This is a genomic window from Desulfomonilaceae bacterium, from assembly GCA_041662605.1.
GTDB lineage: Bacteria > Desulfobacterota > Desulfomonilia > Desulfomonilales > Desulfomonilaceae > CAJBEZ01.
In genome coordinates this window covers 1-22,031 of sequence record JBAZSD010000020.1, presented here as the reverse complement: position 1 = coordinate 22,031, position 22,031 = coordinate 1, and the positions used below count along the sequence as shown (strand labels likewise).

Annotated in this window: 16 protein-coding genes; 15 read left to right on the top strand and 1 reads right to left on the bottom strand. The window is 46.8% G+C overall.

Annotated features, from left to right (window positions below; translation table 11 throughout):
• Positions 1-47 precede the first annotated feature (47 nt).
• The 10 genes from WC647_14505 (at position 48) to WC647_14460 (ending at position 12,154) form a co-directional block, all read left to right on the top strand.
• Positions 48-905, top strand: a complete 858-nt coding sequence (locus WC647_14505; GenBank protein MFA6223518.1) for an ankyrin repeat domain-containing protein — start codon at positions 48-50, stop codon at positions 903-905.
• Positions 906-972: 67 nt separating this feature from the next.
• The gene (locus tag WC647_14500) at positions 973-1,383 is read left to right on the top strand and encodes a YajD family HNH nuclease (protein ID MFA6223517.1); all 411 of its coding nucleotides are present in this window, start codon (positions 973-975) and stop codon (positions 1,381-1,383) included.
• Positions 1,384-1,492: 109 nt separating this feature from the next.
• Positions 1,493-1,798 (top strand): AF1514 family protein, encoded by a 306-nt coding sequence (locus WC647_14495; GenBank protein ID MFA6223516.1) that lies wholly within the window; start codon positions 1,493-1,495, stop codon positions 1,796-1,798.
• 95 nt (positions 1,799-1,893) lie between these two features.
• On the top strand, positions 1,894-2,250 hold the full coding sequence (locus WC647_14490; protein ID MFA6223515.1) for a hypothetical protein: 357 nt from the start codon (positions 1,894-1,896) through the stop codon (positions 2,248-2,250).
• Positions 2,251-2,542: 292 nt separating this feature from the next.
• Positions 2,543-3,271 carry a carbonic anhydrase gene (locus WC647_14485; protein MFA6223514.1) on the top strand — a complete coding sequence of 243 codons (729 nt, stop codon included), beginning with the start codon at positions 2,543-2,545 and terminating at the stop codon, positions 3,269-3,271.
• 178 nt (positions 3,272-3,449) lie between these two features.
• Positions 3,450-4,319, top strand: a complete 870-nt coding sequence (locus WC647_14480; protein ID MFA6223513.1) for a transporter substrate-binding domain-containing protein — start codon at positions 3,450-3,452, stop codon at positions 4,317-4,319.
• Between the two features lie 15 nt (positions 4,320-4,334).
• On the top strand, positions 4,335-6,086 hold the full coding sequence (locus WC647_14475; GenBank protein MFA6223512.1) for a PAS domain S-box protein: 1,752 nt from the start codon (positions 4,335-4,337) through the stop codon (positions 6,084-6,086).
• Between the two features lie 11 nt (positions 6,087-6,097).
• Positions 6,098-6,976, top strand: a complete 879-nt coding sequence (locus WC647_14470; protein MFA6223511.1) for an ATP-binding protein — start codon at positions 6,098-6,100, stop codon at positions 6,974-6,976.
• Positions 6,977-7,139: 163 nt separating this feature from the next.
• Complete coding sequence (locus WC647_14465; GenBank protein ID MFA6223510.1) at positions 7,140-7,673, top strand: flavodoxin domain-containing protein; 534 nt, start codon at positions 7,140-7,142, stop codon at positions 7,671-7,673.
• Between the two features lie 200 nt (positions 7,674-7,873).
• Positions 7,874-12,154 carry an acyl-CoA dehydratase activase gene (locus WC647_14460; protein MFA6223509.1) on the top strand — a complete coding sequence of 1,427 codons (4,281 nt, stop codon included), beginning with the start codon at positions 7,874-7,876 and terminating at the stop codon, positions 12,152-12,154.
• Positions 12,155-12,159: 5 nt separating this feature from the next.
• Here the strand turns inward: WC647_14460 and WC647_14455 are convergent, their stop codons facing one another.
• A complete protein-coding gene (locus WC647_14455; GenBank protein MFA6223508.1) occupies positions 12,160-13,077 on the bottom strand; it encodes a DMT family transporter in 918 nt (305 codons plus the stop codon).
• Positions 13,078-13,545: 468 nt separating this feature from the next.
• Here WC647_14455 and WC647_14450 point away from each other — a divergent pair, with 468 nt between their 5' ends.
• The 5 genes from WC647_14450 (at position 13,546) to WC647_14430 (ending at position 21,781) form a co-directional block, all read left to right on the top strand.
• On the top strand, positions 13,546-15,534 hold the full coding sequence (locus tag WC647_14450; GenBank protein MFA6223507.1) for an FAD-dependent oxidoreductase: 1,989 nt from the start codon (positions 13,546-13,548) through the stop codon (positions 15,532-15,534).
• A gap of 28 nt (positions 15,535-15,562) precedes the next feature.
• Positions 15,563-18,172 carry a molybdopterin-dependent oxidoreductase gene (locus WC647_14445; protein ID MFA6223506.1) on the top strand — a complete coding sequence of 870 codons (2,610 nt, stop codon included), beginning with the start codon at positions 15,563-15,565 and terminating at the stop codon, positions 18,170-18,172.
• A gap of 65 nt (positions 18,173-18,237) precedes the next feature.
• Positions 18,238-19,254 carry a response regulator gene (locus WC647_14440; GenBank protein ID MFA6223505.1) on the top strand — a complete coding sequence of 339 codons (1,017 nt, stop codon included), beginning with the start codon at positions 18,238-18,240 and terminating at the stop codon, positions 19,252-19,254.
• Between the two features lie 29 nt (positions 19,255-19,283).
• On the top strand, positions 19,284-20,231 hold the full coding sequence (locus WC647_14435) for a response regulator (GenBank protein MFA6223504.1): 948 nt from the start codon (positions 19,284-19,286) through the stop codon (positions 20,229-20,231).
• A 41-nt stretch (positions 20,232-20,272) separates the two neighbouring features.
• Positions 20,273-21,781 (top strand): response regulator, encoded by a 1,509-nt coding sequence (locus tag WC647_14430; protein MFA6223503.1) that lies wholly within the window; start codon positions 20,273-20,275, stop codon positions 21,779-21,781.
• Positions 21,782-22,031: the final 250 nt, after the last annotated feature.

Genomic DNA, 22,031 nt, shown 5'->3' with positions numbered 1-22,031 from the left:
GGGGCATAGTTTGTGCCTCAAATATTGGTTATGTGGAGTCCAAACCAATGTCGAAAAGAATGTGGATATTGGCTCTCCTTGGGTTTATGGCTTTAGCCGGCAGTTCCATTGTTTCAAATTATATGTACAAGGACAGGGTGCTTATAAAGGCTGTTTTGGAAGGGGACGCGCAGGAAGCCAAACACCTTCTCGATCAAGGCTGTGATGTGCATATCAAGGCTACAAACGGAGCTACCGCTCTTATGGCAGCGTCCAGCAAGGGCGATATTGCGATGACAAAACTGCTTGTGGAGCACGGGGCAGATGTGAACGATAGGTGTGACAAGGGTATCACTGCCTTGCTTGACGCTGTTTCCAGGGGGCATCTGGAGATTGCGCAAATTTTGCTGACTGCGAAGGCGGACCCCAATATTCGTGATAAGACGGGAATGAACCCAATCACTGAAGTTGCGGCGCAAGGAAACGTTGATGCTTTAGACATGCTTGTCAGGCATGGGGCAAAGCTGAATGAAAAAGGCCCTAAAGGTCTCACCGTACTGATGTTGGCGATTCGTAACGGTAAAACTCAATCCGTGGAGGCTCTACTGCGAAACGGGGCAGACCCTAACGCTACTGACAATGAGGGATTCACGCCACTGATGCACGCTACGGTAGAGGGATCTCAGAGAGCAGTGGAGTTACTTTTAAAAAGCGGCTCAGATGTAAACGCAAAGGACAATTCAGGAGGCACGGCGCTTATGATGGCGTCTCACGAAGGCCATACCGATATAGTAAAACTGCTTGCTGAAAACGGAGCGGACATGAACGCGAGGGAGAAGTCAGGCAAGACCGCTCTGGCTATGGCTAAGTTGCGAGGTAACGTGGCGACTATAAGCATTCTTGAGTCTTATGGGGCAAGGGAATGAAATCAGTGAAAACTCTTAATCAGCACATGAAATCCGAAAAATTCTCAGGTCGTCTGAGGTTATTGACATGAGCCGTTTTCCCAAGAAGTCGCAGATTGCGACAAACAAGTCAAAGACAGGGCAGAGCAAACTGCAAGTCTTAATAACAGAAGCCAAGCGTCAACAAGAGCTTCGGGAGACAACCTACCGTGACCGTGCCCTCAAACTGTTTCCGTGGGTTTGCGCTAGATGTGGGCAAGAGTTCTCTGGAAAGAGATTGAAAGAACTCACTGTTCATCACAAGGATCACAACCACGATAACAATCCTCCGGATGGGAGCAACTGGGAATTACTCTGTGAGCGATGTCATGATAAGGAGCACGCCAGGTATCTGGAGGAGCGGGAATCGGGAGAATTTAGTGACGGCACAGAGTTGGAGGCTATAATTGTTAATACGCCATTCATTGAACTTGAGACTCTACTCAAAGATAAGAAATAATTTGTATTTGAATCAAATGATACGATTGCACATCTATGAATTAATGAAATTGAAACGATTTTGTTGTGAGTCTCGTTACGTAATTTGAGACAAACACGAGGAGGTCGACATGACTAATTGCAAACATTTAACAAAAGAAATGCTGAGTCATCCGGTTCAAATGCGGGTAGATGATATGCGTTTGAATTTTTGCAGCGCCAAAGCCATTGCAGATCGTAAGGCGCATGAAATGTCTTCGGATCCGATGCTGTTGGCGTGGTTTGACAGGAACAGTGGAAAATTTTCACCCGACACAATATGCTGCGATCGAGAGAAACCGAGCTGGCTAGTGTACGCTGAATCACGTGGTGCAGATATTTCTGTTGACATCAACGATCAGGATTACGTTTTCGTGTACAAGTCCGCTTTTGAATAAGGCACAGACAAGAGGCGCAATATTTGGAGATTGATTTCCTGTCATGCGCCCAAAGATGACTTCTCGGAACATGTGTGGTGAAAGGAGTGATCGTCATGCCTGTAGACATGAGTAACCTCGAAAAAACAGAAGTTCTCTATGATATGGGACGGGATTTTATGGAGCGTGAACGTGTACATGGAGCCGTTGTGGAAACAGAGTTCGACAATTGTTCTTTCGATAAGTGGAGAAAAAGAGTAAACGACCTTCTTTTTGAACTAGGAGGTTGTGAAGATCCTTATTATCAAAGGTTTTCCAAAGATGTCAGGAGGCCCAGTGTCAAGGACTTGGAGGAAGGTTTAAGAATACTGGCCGCGGTACGAGACGAAATGGCTTGCGCATCGATACGTTCTGGAACGTCAGACTCAAGGGGAAAATCCGGCTGCGGTAGACTCAGTGTGAGCTACCGTTAAGAAGAATCTCTTGGATGACTTATACATAAGCCTTGAACACCTTTGCGCTAAACCCACCATTCTGCCGATTTCCTGGGATACGGTCTCTAGCCTGGTAGATCGGCAGAATTTATCTTAAATTAGATAGTTGCATCATTTAAAGTTATGTTCGATATTATAAAATGAGAGGAGAGCAATTCTCAAGCCAAACGTGAATGGCTGAGGACTTGTTTCATGGGGAGTGGTAGGGCTGAATTCCGGTCTAGTGGGAAACTGTTATCAAATGTATGATTTCTTTGGGGAGAAGCGTAAAATGAGAAAGACAGCATTTCTGGGTGTTCTAGTAGCGGTTATCTTTGTTTACATCCCTTTGGTCCTGGCTAGCGAGGTAGGCTCCGGGATTTCCGCCGATGTTGGGATTAACATGCTTAAAGCAGGGAACGACCGTTTTGTCCAAGGTAAACCAAGCCGTCCGAACGAGGGCCCGGACCGTAGAAAGTTAACTACGGTCAAAGGCCAGACTCCGTTTGCAAGCTTATTGTCGTGTTCAGACTCCAGAGTTCCCGTTGAAGCAATTTTTGACCAGGGGATAGGAGACATATTCGTTGTAAGGGTGGCCGGCAATGTGGCAAATGTGGACGAAACAGCGTCTTTGGAGTATGGAGCCGATCATCTGGGCACACCTCTTTTATTGGTATTGGGACACACCCATTGCGGCGCAGTCACGGCTGTTGTGCAGGGAGCAGAAGTCCATGGCAATATTTCAACTCTTGTCAAGAGCATTGTCCCGGCTGTCGCTCAGGCCAAAAAGAACAACCCCGGCGTTTCGGGAGATGCGTTGATCAACGCTGCAATCGACGCAAACGTTTGGCAGGCGATCGAAGATCTTTTTAAATCAAGCCCCATAATTTCCAACAGAGTAAGAAGTGGGAAATTGAAGGTCATCGGGGCACTGTACAATATCGACACTGGTAAAGTGACATGGATGGGACCTCATCCGAAACAGGACCAATTTCTGTCAGCCTCAAAAACCAATCACTAGTCCTGATTGAAATACAAAGTAGCATTTTTGTTAAACAATTCGATCTCTATACTGAATTTGAATTGATCCCCTGAAGGAAAAGGGAGGTGGTAAAACAGACGAGGACTCATCATCATCTTACTGACCGTTGAGTACAGTCGGTTCCCAGGACACTTCCATTTCAAGGAGCTAGATAGCCATGTTTAAAACTGTCGTTACGGTTCTCGTAAGTGTAATTATCGGTTTGGTCTTTACCCCGCTGACCCGAGCGGACTTGGACCACATAAAAATATCAGGCGTCTTGAGGCATCTTGGAGTTCCATATTCGAATTTTGTGACAGGCGACGGGGATGGATTGGATGTGGACATCCTGAAGCTGTACGCATCAGAGATAGGTGTCAGATACGAACACGTGCTCACATCATGGGAAACGGTAATAGGTGACCTTTCCGGAAAGAGGGTGATCCCTAACGGAGATGAAGTGGAAATAACTGGGGAAACTCCTGTAAAGGGTGATATTATAGGAAATGGCTTAACCGTCCTACCTTGGCGAAAGAAGGTAATTAATTTCTCTGACTCATATTTCCCTACGGCTATTTGGGTAGTTGCTCGAGCGGACTACGATCTGAACCCCATTCGGCCGACTGGTGACCCTGCCAAAGATGTACTTCTGACCAAAAATCTCTTGAAAGGAAAACAGATCCTCGGCATTAGAGAAACATGCCTGGATCCGGGTTTGTACAACATACAAGGCTGCGTTTCCAAATACATAGAAGGATTGCAACTCAATGATCTTCCCGCCGCTATCATAAAAGGGGACTGTGAGTTGACCCTTCAGGACGCCCCAGACGCCTTGCTGGCGATCGCAAATTATCCAGCAAAGATAAAAGTCATCGGCGCAATCACCAATGACCAATTCATGGCTTTTGGTATTTCTAAAGATTCACCTAAGCTGTTGGAATCTTTTAATCAGTTCTTGGGCAAATTGAGAGATAACGGCAAGCTTAGAGAACTTATCATTAAATATTATCCCCTGATCACAGGTTATTTCCCTAACATTGGAAAATAACACATAAACGGCAAGATGACTGATAGCTCGGGAAAGACTCTGGCAACAAATCGACAAAGGTTCGTGAGATTGTGCTGGCTCTTGGGTGGGCTGTTGACGATTCTTTCCTGTTTCGTGTCTTATCTGTTGATTCGAGTTTACGATTCTTCAAGTTCACTTGCAGAAGCGAGCCTTCGTTCTTTTTCTCAAGAAAGCAGGACCGACCGTTCCATACTGAACGAGTACTTCGAACAACGAATCAGTGACATTGAGACACTTTTGAACTGCAGGGCTCTCAAGGTCTATTATCAAAACAAGGCGCTGGGAATGCGTATGGAATATGGGCTGACCGTAGCCGTGGCCGAAATAACGGACGAGTTTGAAAGATTTCAGAGGAACGTGCGGGCCGGAAATAGCCCAGTCTTCGATCAGATAATCTTTTTTGACACAAAGGAGAAACGAGTCGTAGCGGAGACTCTTTCGTCATCCAATGCGACGGGGTTAGACGATGAAGAATTGGGGAAAATTGTAGAAACCTTAGGGAAAACATCTCCTTTTTGTGTGATCGATTCAGGCCTGCAGCCGGCAGTGTTTGTTTTCAAGAGGTTTACTTACAAAGATCAGGAAAGAGGCTGCTTACTAATGAGACTGAATCTAGGGACCCTTGAAAGCCGGGTTCAGTTCCACGGTTCTCCGGCCACTGATGAATTCAAAGGGATTACAGATTCAAGAGGCGTTTTGATTAAAGGTCCAAAAGATCTTTTAGGAAAGAAGCTTTTCGAACTACTCGGGATTTCGCCGACTTTGTTATCTGGATCTGAGGTAGTAGAGACCCATTGCGGTGGGTTGGGATCTGCGAAAGACTCTTTTGTTGTTTGTGGTGGAGAGATACCTAACACACCGTTGTGGTTAGTGAATGTGGCGCCAAGGTCTAAATATCTGGGTGGATATACCGCTTCGCTATGGGGAATGGTATTTGCGGCTTTGGTGGGAGGACTTGCTATAATGGCAATCGCCATTTTCAAAAGCCTGGCGGAACAATCCAGGACATACAAAAAACTGGAAGAAGCTCGTGACAATTTGGATATTCGGGTCCGGGAAAGGACCACTGAACTTGCTGAAACCAATCTGCAACTTCAAAGAGAGATCAACGAGCGGAAAAGAACAGTAGAGTATCAAAGGCTATTAGCAACCGCTGTAGAGCAAGCGGCGGAAGGTATAGTCATTACTGACACAAACGGAACTATTGAGTATGTAAATCCTGCGTTCGAGACGATTACTGGCTACCCTCGAGACGAAGCCATTGGACAAAACTCACGACTTTTGCAAAGCGGACGTCAGGAACGCAAGTTTTACACAGAGCTTTGGGACACCATCGGACGCGGGGAAGTGTGGAGAGGTCAATTTGTAAATAGGAAAAAGGATGGAACTCTTTATCGGGAAGACGCTGTCATCTCTCCTGTAAAAGACCCGACTGGCAGGATCTTGAACTATGTGGCGGTTAAGCACGACAGAACTCTCGAGATAGAACTGCAACATCAGCTTTTCTGGGCTCAGAAGATGGAAAGTATCGGCACTCTCGCTGGTGGGATAGCCCATGATTTTAACAACATTCTTCAGGTGATCCTTGGCTATGCTGAGTTAACGCTAAAACTTCAACAGCAAGACCAAAAATACTATAAGAACGCTGAAAAAATCTATCAGGCAGGTAAACGGGGCGCTGACCTCGTAAAGAGTCTGCTCACGTTTGGGAGAAAAGCCAAACAAAGCTACGCCCTATCAATTTGAACAAGGAGATAGTGGAATTCCAGTCACTCTTGTCTCGCACCATTCCGAAAACAATCAAGATCGATCTCCAGCTAAACGGTGACTTGGAACTGGCGCAAGCCGATTCATCTCAGGTTATGCAAATTCTCATGAATCTTGGGGTGAACGCTAGAGACGCTATGCCTGATGGCGGAACATTGACGGTCCAAACTAGAAATGAACAATTGAATGAAGAATATTGCCGAAGTCATTTGGGAGCCAGACCAGGAATTTATGTGACGCTAAGCGTTTCTGACACTGGGATTGGTATGGACAAACAAACTTTGTCTCATATTTTTGAGCCGTTTTTCACGACCAAGGAGGTAGGGAAAGGGACTGGTCTAGGGCTGGCAATCGTCTACGGTATTGTCAAACAACATGCTGGGTACATCACTTGTTACAGCGAACCGGGGCATGGCACTACCTTCAAGATTTATTTCCCTGCGGCTGAGATTGGTAAAGATACTGTGTTTCCAATCACAAACTCGGCTGTCCAAAGAGGCAATGAGACTATCCTGCTAGTGGACGACGACGAAGGAGTGCGTGACTGGGGTAAAGAACTCCTGAGCAGTTTTGGTTACACGATTCTCACTGCTGTTAACGGGAAAGAGGCCCTCGAAATATACCTGACGGAAAAAGAAAGAATTTCATTGGTAATATTGGACCGGATAATGCCGGAAATGGACGGTAAGCAGTGTCTGGCCGAGATTCTTGATGTAGATCCTAATGCTAGGGTCCTGATCTCAAGTGGTTATCCCACCAAAGGACTATCTGGAGACTCAGACGGTTCTGGTTCGAGCGGATTCGTGGAAAAACCGTATGATGCAAGCCAACTCCTGAAAATGGTCCGTGACGTTTTGGACAAAAGTTGATGGAACGATGGGAATTAGGAAACGGATCTTTTTCAAACAGGAAGTTGTCGCAAGCAATTAAATCTTTCCTGATTTAGATATGTCTCAATGGGTATGTATGTTGATGCGGTTGAACGGATCATATATGAACTAGCCATCGTAAGCACGCTGAAGGGGAAAAATCATGAAAATTCTGAATCTTTATTTCTCTGCCACCGGCAATACCGACAAAGTCGCCAAGCAAATAGAAAACGCTGGTAAGGGAATGGGGCATGAAGTTGATACTGTAAAGGCTGCCCCAAATATTGAACTAGATATTCTCAGCTATGATTTCGTGTTTGTTGGATCTGGAGTTTATACCTGGATGCCCGGGAAGCCAATGATCGAGTTCCTGACGAAAACCCGTGAACGCTATGGCCAATCGGGCCAAATAATGCCTGCCGCCCCGAGAAAATTGGGTAAAAAGGCAGTAGTGTATTGCACGTTCGGAGGTGGCCACACCGGAACCAACGAAGCTCAACCGGCCGTAAAGTATATGGGGCAATTGTTTGATCATCTTGGTTACGAAATCGTGTGCGAGTGGTTTATCCTTGGAGAGTTTCACGGCAAGCTAGAACATCTCTCTACGGCCGGTCGAATGGGTAATATTAAAGGACGGCCGAACGAAGACGACTTAAAGGATGTGTACGAGAGAACTCGGGGAATACTTTTGGTTTGAAAGATTAACGACCCGATTTGTCGTTTTGCAACGGAGGTCGGACTAATGTCTTTTGGTGGGAACTCCTGAAGTGTTTTGATTGTCGTAACAAAACAGTACAAGGCGAATCTATTACATTCTCAGTGAATGGATCTTTGTTCTTGCCTAAAGCAAGAAGTCAGCGGAAATGAGTATGAAAAATTGTCTGGGGAGAATAAGTCATGCTCAGGAGATTTCTCGGTATTGATTGCGGGTCTGTCAGTTTAAACCTTTTTCTTATAAATGATGGTTCATTCGAACCGATCACGCTTTACCTTCGAACTCGGGGACAACCTCTTCAAGCTTTTTTAGATGCAGTTAAACAAATGATGCGCGTTTGTGGAGGCGACATCCCTTTGGCGGGGGTTCTCGTAACAGGCAGCGCCAGGGAACTTCTGTCCAGGACAATGGAAATCCCTGCTATTAATGAGATAAGCGCACACGCTCTGGGGGCCCATAAAATAAATCCGGAAATTAGGACTATCATTGAGATTGGTGGCCAGGATTCAAAGTACATAAAAATAGAACCTTCGTCTGACAACGGGATGCCTCGCGTGCGGGTTTTTAGAATGAACGAAATATGCGCCGCTGGTACCGGGGCGTTCTTGGATGAACAGGCGCAGAGACTGGGCATTGGAATTGAATCATTTGGCTCGATAGCCCTCCAGAGTACCAACCCAGCCTCAATTGCCGGCCGATGCGCAGTATTCGCGAAGACGGACATGATCCACAAGGCTCAGGAAGGGACTCCTCTTCCAGACATCCTTTTGGGGCTGGCAAACGCATTAGTAAGAAATTACATGTCCACCCTTATAAAGGGTGATTCACCAGAGTCCGTGATTTCCCTTCAGGGTGGGGTGATGAGCAATCAAGCCGTTGTCCACGCTTTTAGAAAAGCGTTAGGGCTCGACCCTGACAAACTCGTAGTCGCTCCATATTTCAAGGTGCTTGGAGCCCTTGGTTGCGCTGAGCTTGCCTTTCGTAGAGGGGTGAGACATGACTTGTCGTTTGGTCAATTGAAGATGATGGCCGAACGAGCAATCAAGAAACCGGCGGAGCGATCATTCGCCAAACCTCTAGAACGAGTTGGTGTCGACGCTCCTGCCTGCAAAGTCGTTGGCCTAGCCCCGGAGACTTTGCGGTCCCCCGTGATCATGGGGCTGGATGTGGGCTCTGTGTCTGTAAAAGGGGTGATCATTGACTCTTGTGGCAAAATTGTTTCCGAGGATTATAGGTTATCCCAATCTCGACCGCTGGAGACAGTGGCGGAAGTCCTGAAGGCGCTTCTCGGATGCGGAATTTCTCCAGAAGTGATCTCAGTCACCGGGAGTGGCCGAAATCTAGTAGGGAGGCTTCTGGACGCGGACGTCATTGTAAATGAGATTACGGCTCAAGCTAGGGCCGCTTTTTATTTTGATTCATCTGTCGATACGGTGGTCGAGATCGGTGGTCAGGACTCGAAATGGATCGCCCTCCAAGACGGGCGCATAAAAGATTTTGAAATGTGCCGGGTTTGCGCGGCTGGAACTGGGAGCTTTCTCATGGCTCAGGCCCAACGGCTTAATATGAATATGGGGATGGAGTTTTCCGAGGCTGCGTTCGCAGCGGATAAGCCGGCGGATCTGGGTAATCGATGTACCGTATTCATGGAATCCGACCTTATCCACCACCAAAACAATGGGGCGTCGTCTAACGATCTGGCCGCAGGGGTCTGTATCAGCATAGTTCAAAACTTTTTGGAGAGAGTGGCCAATCACAAGGAACTGGGGCTCAATACTGTATTTCTTGGGGGAGTGGCTGCTACACCCGCCGTTTGCGCTGCATTTAAACAGTACACTGGTCGTAAGATTCAGGTCCCACCATTTTTTAGAGTTTCAGGCGCTATGGGCGCAGCCTTGAACGCTCTGGACAAGGTCAACCTAAAGGAAATAGTTCCGAAAAGTCATGAAGAAATTCTCCAGTATAGTGAAGACTTGGAGACAGACCAGTTTGGATGTCAGGGATGCGCCAACCAATGTAAGATCAATAAATACAGGATCCACGAACGGAGTATATTTGAAGGAGGCATGTGTGACAGGTGGGAATCGGAGGAAAGGGATTACAAGATCAGAGCGGGATTAAATCTCTTTTCTTTTAGAACTAAATTGTTGGAAAGCCTGGTGCAAAGTGATTCTCAGGCGGCTATACGCTGGGCCATGGTTCGTTCCCCTCAGTTCTATGAGTATTTTCCTTTCTGGCAAGCCTTCTTGAATGACCTTGGGGTATTTCTTGATGTGGCTCCCCAGACGGACAGGAAACAGTTCGAGGCTGGTTCACAATCTCTCAGAGTGGAAACCTGCCTACCCATAAAGGTTATGGCTGGACAAATAGCCAAAGCGGTTCATTTGGGGGCAAAAACTCTATTCCATCCAGCTATATTGAGTGAGCCCCCTTTCGAGAACGGAGACAAACCGCTGGGATATTGCCCGTACATTCAGGCCTCTACACAATTCTTCAAGGGAATCTTTGACATCGGATGGATTGAACCAACAGTGAACAGCGAGATCGATCCTGATGCTTTTCGAAAGGAGCATATTCGCCTGGCTGTGGGTCTCGGGTTTTCTCACCCCAGAGCCGAGGCCGCTTTCTCTCTAGGACTTGAACGGCTGAAAGCATTCAACACCGAAATTAGACGAAAAGGCGAAGAATTCCTAAACGGGCTTGGGGCATCGGAACAAGCCCTAGTTGTTCTGGGCAAGCCATATCATACATCGGATCCCTTTCTTAATATGAACTTGGGAAATCTTTTTCAGAGGTTTGATATACGCTCATTGCCCGGTGACTTGTATCCTGTCTCTGATGAGGATTTCTCTCCAGTTAGTTGGAAATACCACGCGAAGATGATCAGAGTGGCCCGGAACGTGTCACGTGATCCAAGATTATTTCCAGTCTATATAGGTTTTTTTGGGTGCGGCCCGGATGCTTTCAGCATTCGTCACATCAGGGATGCGCTTGGCTCAAAGCCTTTGCTGACGCTCGAGATGGATGAGCATGTATCCAGGGCTGGTATGATTACCCGGCTCGAAGCCTTTTTGGATAGAATTCGTCACGAAACGAAAAGAATTCGTCTCTCCAATTCCTACGTCTTGAACAAACCTGTTCCTCAGGATTTGCATACAAATGAACCGGTACAAGCGACAGTCGCTCAGCGGAAAACTAGGCAGGTAGGAAGGGCTGAAACGCTCTATCTGCCCTATTGGGGTGACCATACATACGCCTTCGCCGCTGCGGCAATGTCGGTAGGACTAGACACTCGGGTACTTGCGCCTCCTGATCAGGAAACTGAAAGCTTGGGGAGGCCACACTTGGTAGGGGGCGAGTGTCATCCGTATATGCTTGTGTTGGGCGACTACCTGAAACTGGCGCTAGCATTGCCTGACGCATCAGTTTCAAAATCCAGGTTTTATATGATCAATCCAGATGCTTGTCGTTTGGCGCAATTTCCTGTGTACATCGACAAAGTTCGTCAGGATCTGGGACTTTCTCTGAAGGTAATAACGGACATCGAGAGAGGAGTGGAAGAGTTTCGAATTTCAAAACTTGATTACCAACGCATGATGCTGAGGCTATGGGAAGGTCTCAACGCGTACGACTTGCTGTTTAGCCTCTTCCTGGAGATTCGGCCGATGACAAGAGATGAATCGAAAGTTGATAGGGTTTATGTGGATTCCAGAAACAAGCTTTTTGAGGCCCTTAAAGCAGGGCATGTCAGAGAGGGGTTGGAACAGGTTCTACACAACCTCTACATATTCCCCACTGATGACGATGAACCACGACCAGCCATAGCCGTAACTGGAGATTATTATACTCGTGTGGTCCCATTCGCCAATAATGATGTTTACCGGGAAATTGAAGCGAATGGTGGATATATCTGGGCCCCACCTACACTGTCGGACTGTTTCAAGCTAGGCGCTCTAAGAGATTTTGTATGGAGCCTGTTGAGTGGTAGGTCCAAGGCTGCTGCCCGTCACGGCCTTTTTTACACGTTGATGACCGCATTGGAGTTGAACATAAGAGTGTCCCGAACGGCGCGACAAGTTATAAGGGGGCCGATGGACATCATGGGCGTCGGTATGTGGAAGACAGCCAGTAATTATGCCGATACGAAACTCCCGGCAGGAATCACTGCGCCTATCGCGACAACGTTGAAGGATCTGGATGCAGGAGCTGATGGTGTTTTGAATCTGATGACACTAAACTGCTCGTACGGGACAGTGGTCACCGCAGCTCTAATTAGGGCTTTGAAGGCCAGACCAGAGATTCCCATGCTCACGCTCGTTCATGATGGGTTGAAAAAAACCAATGAAAAAACCCGAATTGAAGCGTTCATGGAACAGGCCCACGAACATTTCAGAAGTAGGCTCGATCAAAAAGACTCTGATTCAGGCTTTTCATCATTCTGGCGGAGGCTGAGAGCAAGTTAGAGCGTTCATCCTGATCGACCCGGCTCAGGGCAATTGACCAAATAAATACCGGCGCCCACAAGAACTAGCGCTATCAATAGCAGATGGGTAATAGGCTCATGCAAAATAATCCCTCCTGCCATTACACCGAAAAGTGGTGTGAGAAAGGTAAAAGAGGCGAGACGTGAAGCCGGGTAGTGTGTTAGTAGCCAAAACCAGGCGAGGTATGTGATAAAAGCGATCCACACAATTTGATAGACTATACTTCCAACTATCAATGGAGTCATTGACACAATTCCGGGTTCACCAATCGCTAAAGACCCTAACGGAAGCGTTACGGCAGAAACTACAAGTTGATACATCAATGTCTTGCTCGGAGCTATTTTCGCCAGGGGGGACGCCTTTATCATCACTGTGGTAGCGCCCCAAAGCACCGCCGCCAGGGCTAGCATCGCGTCGCCAATGAGCATCCGGTGAGTTGGCAAACTTACGGACTCACCAAAAGCAACCATAATGCCGGTGAAGGCGCAACATAGCCCAATGACTTGGATCCTTCTCAGACGCTCGTTTGGAATAAATATGTGAGCGCCCAAAGCGACCACAAACGGAGAAAGATAGAGGAATATCGCAGCTCGGGAGGCGTTGGTGAATCCGAGCCCAACGTAGATCAGAAGAAACTCAGCGGCAAAAAGAAGACCTGCAGCAATCCCCCACCATAATGTGCCATCTCTCTCCATTAATGGCTCACGTCGCACTATCATCAAAATCCCAACCAGGATTGTCGCTCCGATTGACCGGATGCCGGATTGAAGGATTGGGGAGATACCATGATTTGCAATCTTGATAGCTACCTGCTGCAAGCCCCAACTGGAGCACAGAACTACAAGGATAGCCATTGCCGTGAAGTCCAGAGCGTCTTTCTTTTGTGAAGCGCAATAAGTCATATATTAATCCAGTCTGAAAAACTTGAGCGGCTAAGATCATATTGCTTTGATGGAATCATTTACAAGTGAAAACGAGTACAATCGACGATATTCCCCGGGTTGACTTGTAAACAATCATGGGCTATATAATTGTTATATAAAGCCGGGAAACGGCTGGCGCCTTACAAATACACGTTGTAGTTTTGTAGTGATATCATGTCTTTTTTCTTTCGTTAGGTGAATTGAGTAAGGGTTTATCAGTCGCCTTCTTGAGGGCAGTTTCAACTAACCATCCTTTTTTCATGGGAGAACCCCCTGGCTAACTGTAAATTTTCTCTAAAGGCGAAAAGAGCAAAGAACTTTGATGAACTTTTGGTTCAATCCTATAAGCGTTTAGAGTTTGAGATCTCCTAGAAACTTTTTTCACTGAATTGATCCCGAAATTTTGGCTTGGTAGATTTTGGAGCTTCCTGCTGATCGGAGGACCAAATGAAGTCCATAATTTTTGGACGTTGGGGAAAAGCGCTTAGGCGCTGTAAAGATGGTGAGAGCATCATCGAAGGGGGTCGTCTGGAAGATTTTCCTTCAGAAAAAAGTTTTCCGGGTAATGTCATAGCGTTGATGAGCGGAAAGGGCTTTTTGCAATTCGAAGAAGCCTTCAATTTTGTTCCCATGGTTGCGGAGTATGTAAAGCAAATTCAGTCAAAATATTGCTGTGGTAAATGCATAACAGGCATAAAAGGGTCCAAGGTAATAATGGTTACTTTGGATAGAATCATGAGAGGAGAAGGCAAGGAGTCGGATCTGGGCCTTTTGGAACGCATGGCTGTAGTCCTGAACGACGGTGCCAAGTGTTCAGTTTGTCAAAGCGCTGGAGAATTACTTGTAGATGGTCTGACTCATTTCAGGCAACATTTTGTGGATGCCCTGAAACATGGAGTGTCCAACGATTCCATCCGTTTCGTGGGAAGTATTTCAGCTCCATGTATGAATACCTGTCCATGCCATATTGATATTCCGGGCTATGTCGAAATGCTGCAGGAACTGCGATACGGAGACGCTCTGGAGATAATTCGGAGAGAGATGCCTCTTCCCGGAATTACGGGCCGAATTTGTCCGGCTCCGTGCGAAAAGGCTTGTAGTGTCGCCAATATGGGAGACGTGGCCATTCCAATTAAGACTCTGAAACGAGTCGCCGCTGATTACGAGATGATTCATCACCTCCAGCCTCCAATTGAAAAGGTAGAACTGACCGGTCATCCAATAGCGGTCGTGGGCGCCGGGCCCGCTGGATTGTCAGCCGCATATTATCTGAATCGCTTGGGGCACCCCGTAACTATCTTTGAGGCGTTGCCTCGTTCAGGGGGCATGGTATCAGTAGGAATACCACCATATCGTCAACCGAGAGACGTTCTCGGGCGAGAAATAGCCATTCTTCAGGATCTGGGAATAACAGTTAAACAGGGACTCGCTCTCGGGAAGAATTTGAAAATATCCGACCTGTTTAAGCAGGGTTTTAGGGCGGTATTTCTCGGAATTGGGTCGCACAAGTCCTCGCCGCTCGGAATTAAGGGCGAAAACGATGGAATCGAAGGCGTTTTCGGGGGAGGGATTGATTTCTTAAGAGACATAAACCTGGGAAGAGAATTACGACTTGGAGAAAACGTGGTCATTGTCGGGGGAGGGAATACAGCTATCGATTGCGCTAGGACATGCCTGAGAATGGGGGCTCCCAAAGTTTCCATTGTCTATCGAAGGACGGAATCGGAGATGCCGGCGGACCCGGAAGAAGTCGAAGACGCGCGAGAAGAGGGAGTGGATCTCCATTTCTTGACTCAGCCAGTAGAAATCCTGGCGCTAAACAAAAAAATGACTGGACTGAAGTGTATTCGTATGGAACTCGGGGATTCCGACAAAAGTGGAAGAAAGAGGCCTGTTCCTGTGTCTGGATCAGAATTTGTCCTGGAGGCCGACACGCTCATCCCTGCGATCGGGCAAACAGCGGCTCTGGATTTCCTATCCCCGGAAGATGGAATTGAAATCACCCGCCATGTCACCATTCGGGTGGATCCTTCAACAATGATGACGTCCAGGCCCGGTGTATTCGCCGCTGGCGACGCGGTTACCGGACCCCTTACTGTGGTTCATGGTCTTGCCGGAGGGAAACGAGCGGCCAGGATGATTCACGAGTATGTCACCACGGGGATTTGCGCCCCTCCAGACAGTCAATGGATAGAAGATTTGATAGCGAGAATTGAACAAGACCGAGGAGTTCTTGTTACGGCGCGGACTCCCGGTAGAGAAGGTGGTAAAGTTTCAAGGACAAAACTTGATCCACTAGAGAGAATTGCTAGTTTCCGTGAAGTCGATTCGGGCTTGACCCAAAAAAGCTCATTTATAGAAGCAAGTCGATGTTTGAGATGTTTTCACCTGATCCTACTCATGGTTGATGAAGCGAAATCCAAAAAACTCGCATGATTTGTTTCCACCAGACGAGGGCCGAAAAATGCCTCTTCTTACAATCGACGATATTGAAATTGCAGCTTCTGATGGGATGACTATCCTTGAGGCCGCAAGTCAAGCTGGAATATGGATCCCAACCCTTTGTTACTATCCAAAAATTACACCTTCAGATTCTTGCCGCATGTGTGTGGTGGAGATTGAGGGTGTATCTCGTCCTATGACCTCTTGCAACACCCTGGTAAAAGAGGGGATGCGGGTACATACCGACACTCCCCATGTGAGAAACATCAGAGAAGAGGTGATGAAGCTTGTATTAATGGACCACCCTCTCGAGTGCCCTATTTGCCCGGCCGCGGGTGAATGCGAGATTCAGAACCTAACATATAGGCTTGGTATTTCAGGCTCGGACAATATTATGGGGACTCGTAGCGGTGAGGTCGTCAAAAATTGGCCCTTGATACAGTATAATCCAAACCTGTGCATAACATGTCTTAGATGTGTGAAGGTTTGCCATGAAGTGATAGGAGCTGGCGCACTGGCTCTTCATGACCTCGGTTACAATGCTCAAATCGGCGCCAAAGATGGTAAAGTTCTAAATTGTGACTTTTGCGGGGAATGTGTTGAGGCATGCCCTAGCGGCGCCATGTCGTACAAACAGTTCAAGAATTTGGCGCGATCTTGGGAATTGAGGAAAACCGAGACAATTTGCCCCCTATGTTCTTCCGGTTGTCGAATGGAGATGAATGTCAAAGACAACACAATCGTTAGAATTACTGCGAATCCAGCCTCCCATAATAAAGGAACTTTGTGCGTAGGCGGGCGCTTTGGCTACGATCTCATTCATAGCGAAGAACGTCTTGTCTCGCCCCTCTTGCGAAAGAATGGCTCCCTGGTTCCTGTGTTTTGGGAAGAGGGGCTCTCTCATGTATCCAGAAAGCTGCAGAGGATGATCGGTGAGTCGGGTCCGGATAGCGTGGCGGGTTTGGCTTCCCCCAGATTAACCAATGAAGATTGCTACGCATTTCAAAAGTTTTTTCGAGCCGTGATTGGGACAAATAATATAGATAGCGAAGCTCGGTTCAGTTTTCTGAGAGTTCAGCGAGCCCTGGAACTAACTTGTGGAGTCAAAGGTGTCGCTAACAAGCTTGAAAATCTCCTCGAAACCGAAGCGGTTCTTGTCATTGGAATAGATCCGGTCGAAGAAACTCCTGCTTTAGGATGGAAAATTAAGATAGCTTCTCGAAAATATGATAGCAATGTTCTGGTAGCCAATTCCCGAGAGACGAGCCTTGACCCTTTTGCCCGGCTGAGACTCAGAATTAGGCCCTACTCCGAAAGTGAACTAGCTCTCGGTATGATGAAGGTCATTTTGGACCTGGATCTTTGGGATGGTAAGTTTGTCAGAGATAGGACAACAAATTTTCTTTCAATGAAGGGTCTGCTTGACAAGATTCCCCTCAAAGGAATCTTGAAAAGGACAGGTATATCCTTTGAAGAACTTCAGGAAGCTTCCAGAGTTTTTGCCCAGGCGTCTACAGCGTCGATCATTTTCGGTGGGGACGTGATCCTCCAGGAAAACGGGCTCCAGTGTGTGATGAACCTAGTGAATTTGGCTCTGCTGACCGGCAATATGGGACAGTCAGGCGCATCGATTTATCCTGTATTTGAAAAGGGAAACATTGTCGGATTGTGCGACATGGGAGTAATGCCGGAATATATGCCTGGTTATCAGGATATGGCAGAAGTAAGAGATTTATTTGAAAAAACCTGGAAGACCAGGTTACCTTATAACAGGGGCAAAACAACTACAGAAATCGCAAGAGGATTGGAAGCCGGAGAAATTCGAGCCTTATTCCTGGCCGGAGCTGATCCTCTGACAGACTACCCCAATGCCGGCCGCTGGGCTTCAGCTTTGAACAAAGCGGAATTACTTGTTGTTCACGATATGTTTTTGAGTCCGTCTGCCGAATTGGCCCACTGCGTTTTTCCTGTTGCCTCGTTTGCCGAAAAAGAAGGGACTATGACCAATATAGAGCATCGGGTCCAGAGGCTGAATCAGGTGATTCCCCCGTTGTCTCCCACGATGCCGGATTGGTCCATTCTTGAAGAATTGGCAAGGTCAATGGGAAAACCAATGGGTTTTTTCCGGGCTGCCGACATCTTCAATGAGATATCGCGCACGGTTCCCCTTTACAACAGGCTCACGCTTGATGACCTCAGGGATGATGGAAAGATTTTGAATCCTTTCCAGGGAACGTCTCAACGAAACATATCGGAAAGGCCATATTCCTTTGCTCCGGTGCGAACATGGGAAGCCCCAGACCGAGAGGCGGCTCAATATCCTTATGAAATGATAGTTGGGCGCTCTATGTACCATTTTGGATCAACCTCAACCAGATCCAAGAAACTCTTGAGCCTATGTCCCGGCGGATATGTGGAAATCAATCCTGAGGACGCCACGGAGTTGGGTGTTGAAGATGGAGCGCCCGTGGAGGTAGCTTCAACTCAGAGCGCTTTCGTGGCCCCAGTCAAGATTACGTCCAGGATCAGACGGGGCTTGGTTTTTGCGCCAGTCAATTTTCCAAAGTTTGGTGTTTACAGATTGTTCAACGAAAACACCAATGTTTGTAGAGTGAGATTGACTGCGTTGTGACGAAGTTAAAATGTTCATGAAATATGGGAACCAAATCCACTATATTGGCAGACAAGGAGGTAAACATGAGCGCCGCCGGGAAACCGAGGGCAACTATATTGGTCATTGATGACGAGCAAATCATTCACGAAAGCGTCAGAAGAATTCTTGAAGAAGAGGGATACCAGGTTGAAGGCGCAATGAGGGTAGACCAGGCTCTGGATTGTCTTGCCAGACAGTCCTACGACATTGTGCTAACTGACCTAATGATGCCTGACCGGAACGGAATGGAAGCTGTAAAGGCCGTAGCTATGGATCATCCTAACACCGGGGTAGTAATGTTCACAGGTTTTGCCACAGTCGATTCCGCAGTGGAATCGATGAAATTTGGCGCTTTGGATTACCTGCCAAAACCGTTCACCCCTGAAGAGCTTATATCCGTTACGGAGAGGGCTCTCCAGAAAGTTCAAAAGAAACGCCGCGACAAAGAAATTGAAATGTTGTACGGAGATGCGGAAAAAGCTATCAAATCCAGTCTAGACCTTCAGGAAGTTTTAAGACTCATCTGCACCAGTGTGGTTGGGCTGTTCAAAGTAAAGGGCGCCTGCGTCCTTATATATAATAAAAAAGACCAAAGTCTAGATGTGGCGTCTCATTACGGATTGAGTGAAGAATATGTTCAAAAAGGGATCCTGAACAGCGAAAAGAGCGTTTCCGAAATATTTCAATCTGGGCAACCGATTCTCATTGGGGAAAAGGACTTCGATTCAAGCCTACATTATCCGGAGAATGCTAGATCTGAGGGTATTGCGTCCATCCTCTCGATTCCTCTCAAACTGGACACGACGATCCTGGGAGCTTTGAGAATATATAGCGCTCAAGAAAGACTATTCGACAACGATGAAATGACTTTACTGATGAAATTCGCAGACCAGGCGGCTAGAGCGCTGGAAAACGCTATGGCCTATGAAAGTGTGAGGCGGGACATAGATGGGTTGAAAAAAAGTATACCTCACGTGTCAGGCGCTTCAACGGCTCCTGAGATCAAGGTCACAAATCAAGTTGGCTGGGTAAATGATATTTTTCATAAATTCGATAAATAAAAAAGTGATCTTTGTTTTGGAGTGAAAAAATGGAAAATAAAAAAGTGAAGATTTTGGCGCTGGACGACGAAAAAATAGTTCTGGAAAGTGTTTCCCGTATTCTCGAAGAAGAAAATTACCAGGTCAAAACATGCAGGAATGGCGAGGAGGCCCTGGAGACCTTAAAAGAAGGAGGCTTTGACATTTTGATAACAGATCTAAAGATGCCCGGCATGGACGGTCTGCAGGCTATGGAATCCATGCTGGAAATTGATCCGGATCTTTCAATCATCATGTTTACCGCATATTCTACGGTCGATTCCGCAGTGAAGGCGATGAAAATGGGAGCTGTTGATTACATCAGAAAGCCCTTTACGCCTGACCAGCTTACAGACCTTGTGGCAAAGATCATGAACGATAGGAAAGCCCGCATGGAAAAGCGCTATCGTGAGGACACATTTGCGGAAATAAAAAATGCTATTGCCTCAACTTTGAACCTCAAGGAGGTCTTGGATCTAATAGTTCAGGGCGTAGTAAAGGTCATGAAGGTCAAGGCCAGTTCCTTGAGCCTCATGGATAAGACCAGGGAGAAATTGCGCATCTTTGCTTATTACGGCCTTAGTCGTAACTATGTGGACAAAGGCCCTCTTGATTCATCCAAAAGCCTGTCAGACACTACTATGAACGGCAAAGTAGTTTGGATAGAGGATGCTTCCACAGATCCACGAGTCCAGTACCCAGCCGAAGCCAAACGAGAGGGCATAGCCTCTATCCTTAGTGTTCCTCTTATCGTCAGAAACAAAGTCATAGGGGCGTTAAGGGTCTACACCTCGGAATTGAGAAAATTTTCCGAAGACGAATCGAGGTTTCTTTTTGGTTTTGCCGAGCAGGTGGCTCTGGCTATTGAAAACGCTCGATCTTATGAGGACGTCAAAGACGAGTACGAAACGCTTCGAGATGACCTCTGGGATTACTTCGACAAGGACGGCTGGAATTAGCCAGAGAACTGCCTGCTTAAAAGGTATGATGGTGAAGGAGAATGGCCAGAATTCTTCTCGTTGACGATGAAGAGAGTATTCGCAACATGATGCGAATAACTCTCGAACTTGATCAGCATTCGGTATGGACGGCGTCTGATGGCCCCAAGGCTCTGGAAATCTTCAAAGATGAGGCTCCGGATGTAGTTTTATTGGATGTGAGAATGCCTGGTATGGATGGAGTTGAGGTTCTTCGTCGAATCAAGCAATTGAATCACGATGCTGAGGTCATTGTTATTTCAGGTCACGGTGACATGGACATGGTCGTAGAATGCTTGAGGAATGAAGCTTCAAATTTCTTGACCAAACCTGTCGCAGAAGAACTCCTGTCTCTATCACTAAGGAGATCGGTTGAGAAAGTAGCGCTCAGAGAGAAGATTAAACAGTACACGCGTAACCTCGAGACTCTGGTGCGTCAGGCGAACACGGAACTGGAAAAGGCTTATCGCTTCAGGGAAAACATTATTGAAAGCTCGCCAGACGCAATAGCTTGTATAAGAAAAGGTGGCGAGATCATTATTTTCAATTCTGCGGCAGAGAGACTCCTTGGTTATCGAAAAGAAGAAGTCATAGGGAAAATGAACATTGTGCAAATATATCCTCCCGGTGTAGCCAGACAAATCATGAAGGATTTGAAGTCGGACGATTTTGGAGGGCCGGACATACTACAAAAGAGGCAAATTTCACTTGTGGACAAATATGGCCATGAAATTGAAGTCTATATATCGGCTGCGATTCTTTATGAAAACGCAAGGGAGTCAGGTTCGGTAGGAATTTTTACAGACTTGCGGGAAAAGATTAAACTCGAGAAACAATTGTTCAGATCAGAAAAGCTTTCATCACTTGGAAAACTTTCAGCAGGAATCGCTCATGAAATTAACCAGCCTCTCACCGGAGTGCTTACGTTCGCCCATCTTTTGACAAAGAAGTTTAAAGACGATGAATCAACTCGGAAGGACCTGGAAATAATTGTTCGTGAGACAACTCGTGTTTCACGAATTGTACGGGGGATTCTCGACTTCGCTCGGGAGATGCCCGTGCAAAAAATGCCTCACAGAATAGAGGACGTGCTTGAGCAAACTCTCGAAATAATAGTTCATCAGCAACGATTTTTCGGAATAGAACTTATAAAGGACTATAGCTTGGACCTCAACGAGGTGTTGGTTGACGCCAATCTCATGGAACAGGTCTTTATGAACATTATTCTTAACGCATTGGATGCGATGAGCGGGGGTGGTACACTCACAATAAGAACCTGCAAGGTCGATGAATGGGTCGAGATCCAGTTCCAGGATACCGGTCACGGGATGCCCGAAGCAATTCAGGATAAGATCTTTGATCCATTCTTTACCACCAAGGATTCTACAGAGGGAATGGGCATGGGGTTGGGGCTCGCTGTGAGTTACGGCATTGTGAAAAACCATAATGGTGACATATCGGTTGTGAGCAAGCCAGGGCAGGGCGCTACCTTTATAGTCAAGCTTCCGCTGAATAAGATGGAATCAAGATGAACTGGCTTCAGGAAACTTCATGACTGACGAAATGGTGTTTCATCGGGCATTAATTCGGTTAATTACTTTGGGCAAAGAAGAGGGTGAGGTCAAGCTAGGTCAAACAATTTCCTGGTTATCTTCGTAAACCCTCAGTTATGGGTTCAGGACAAAGAGAGGCATTTTTTTCTCGCGATTTGTAGAGAGATAGATTACACGCTTGAGTCATCTTGACGGTCCTCATTGGATGAGGTCTGAAGTGATGGCCCTT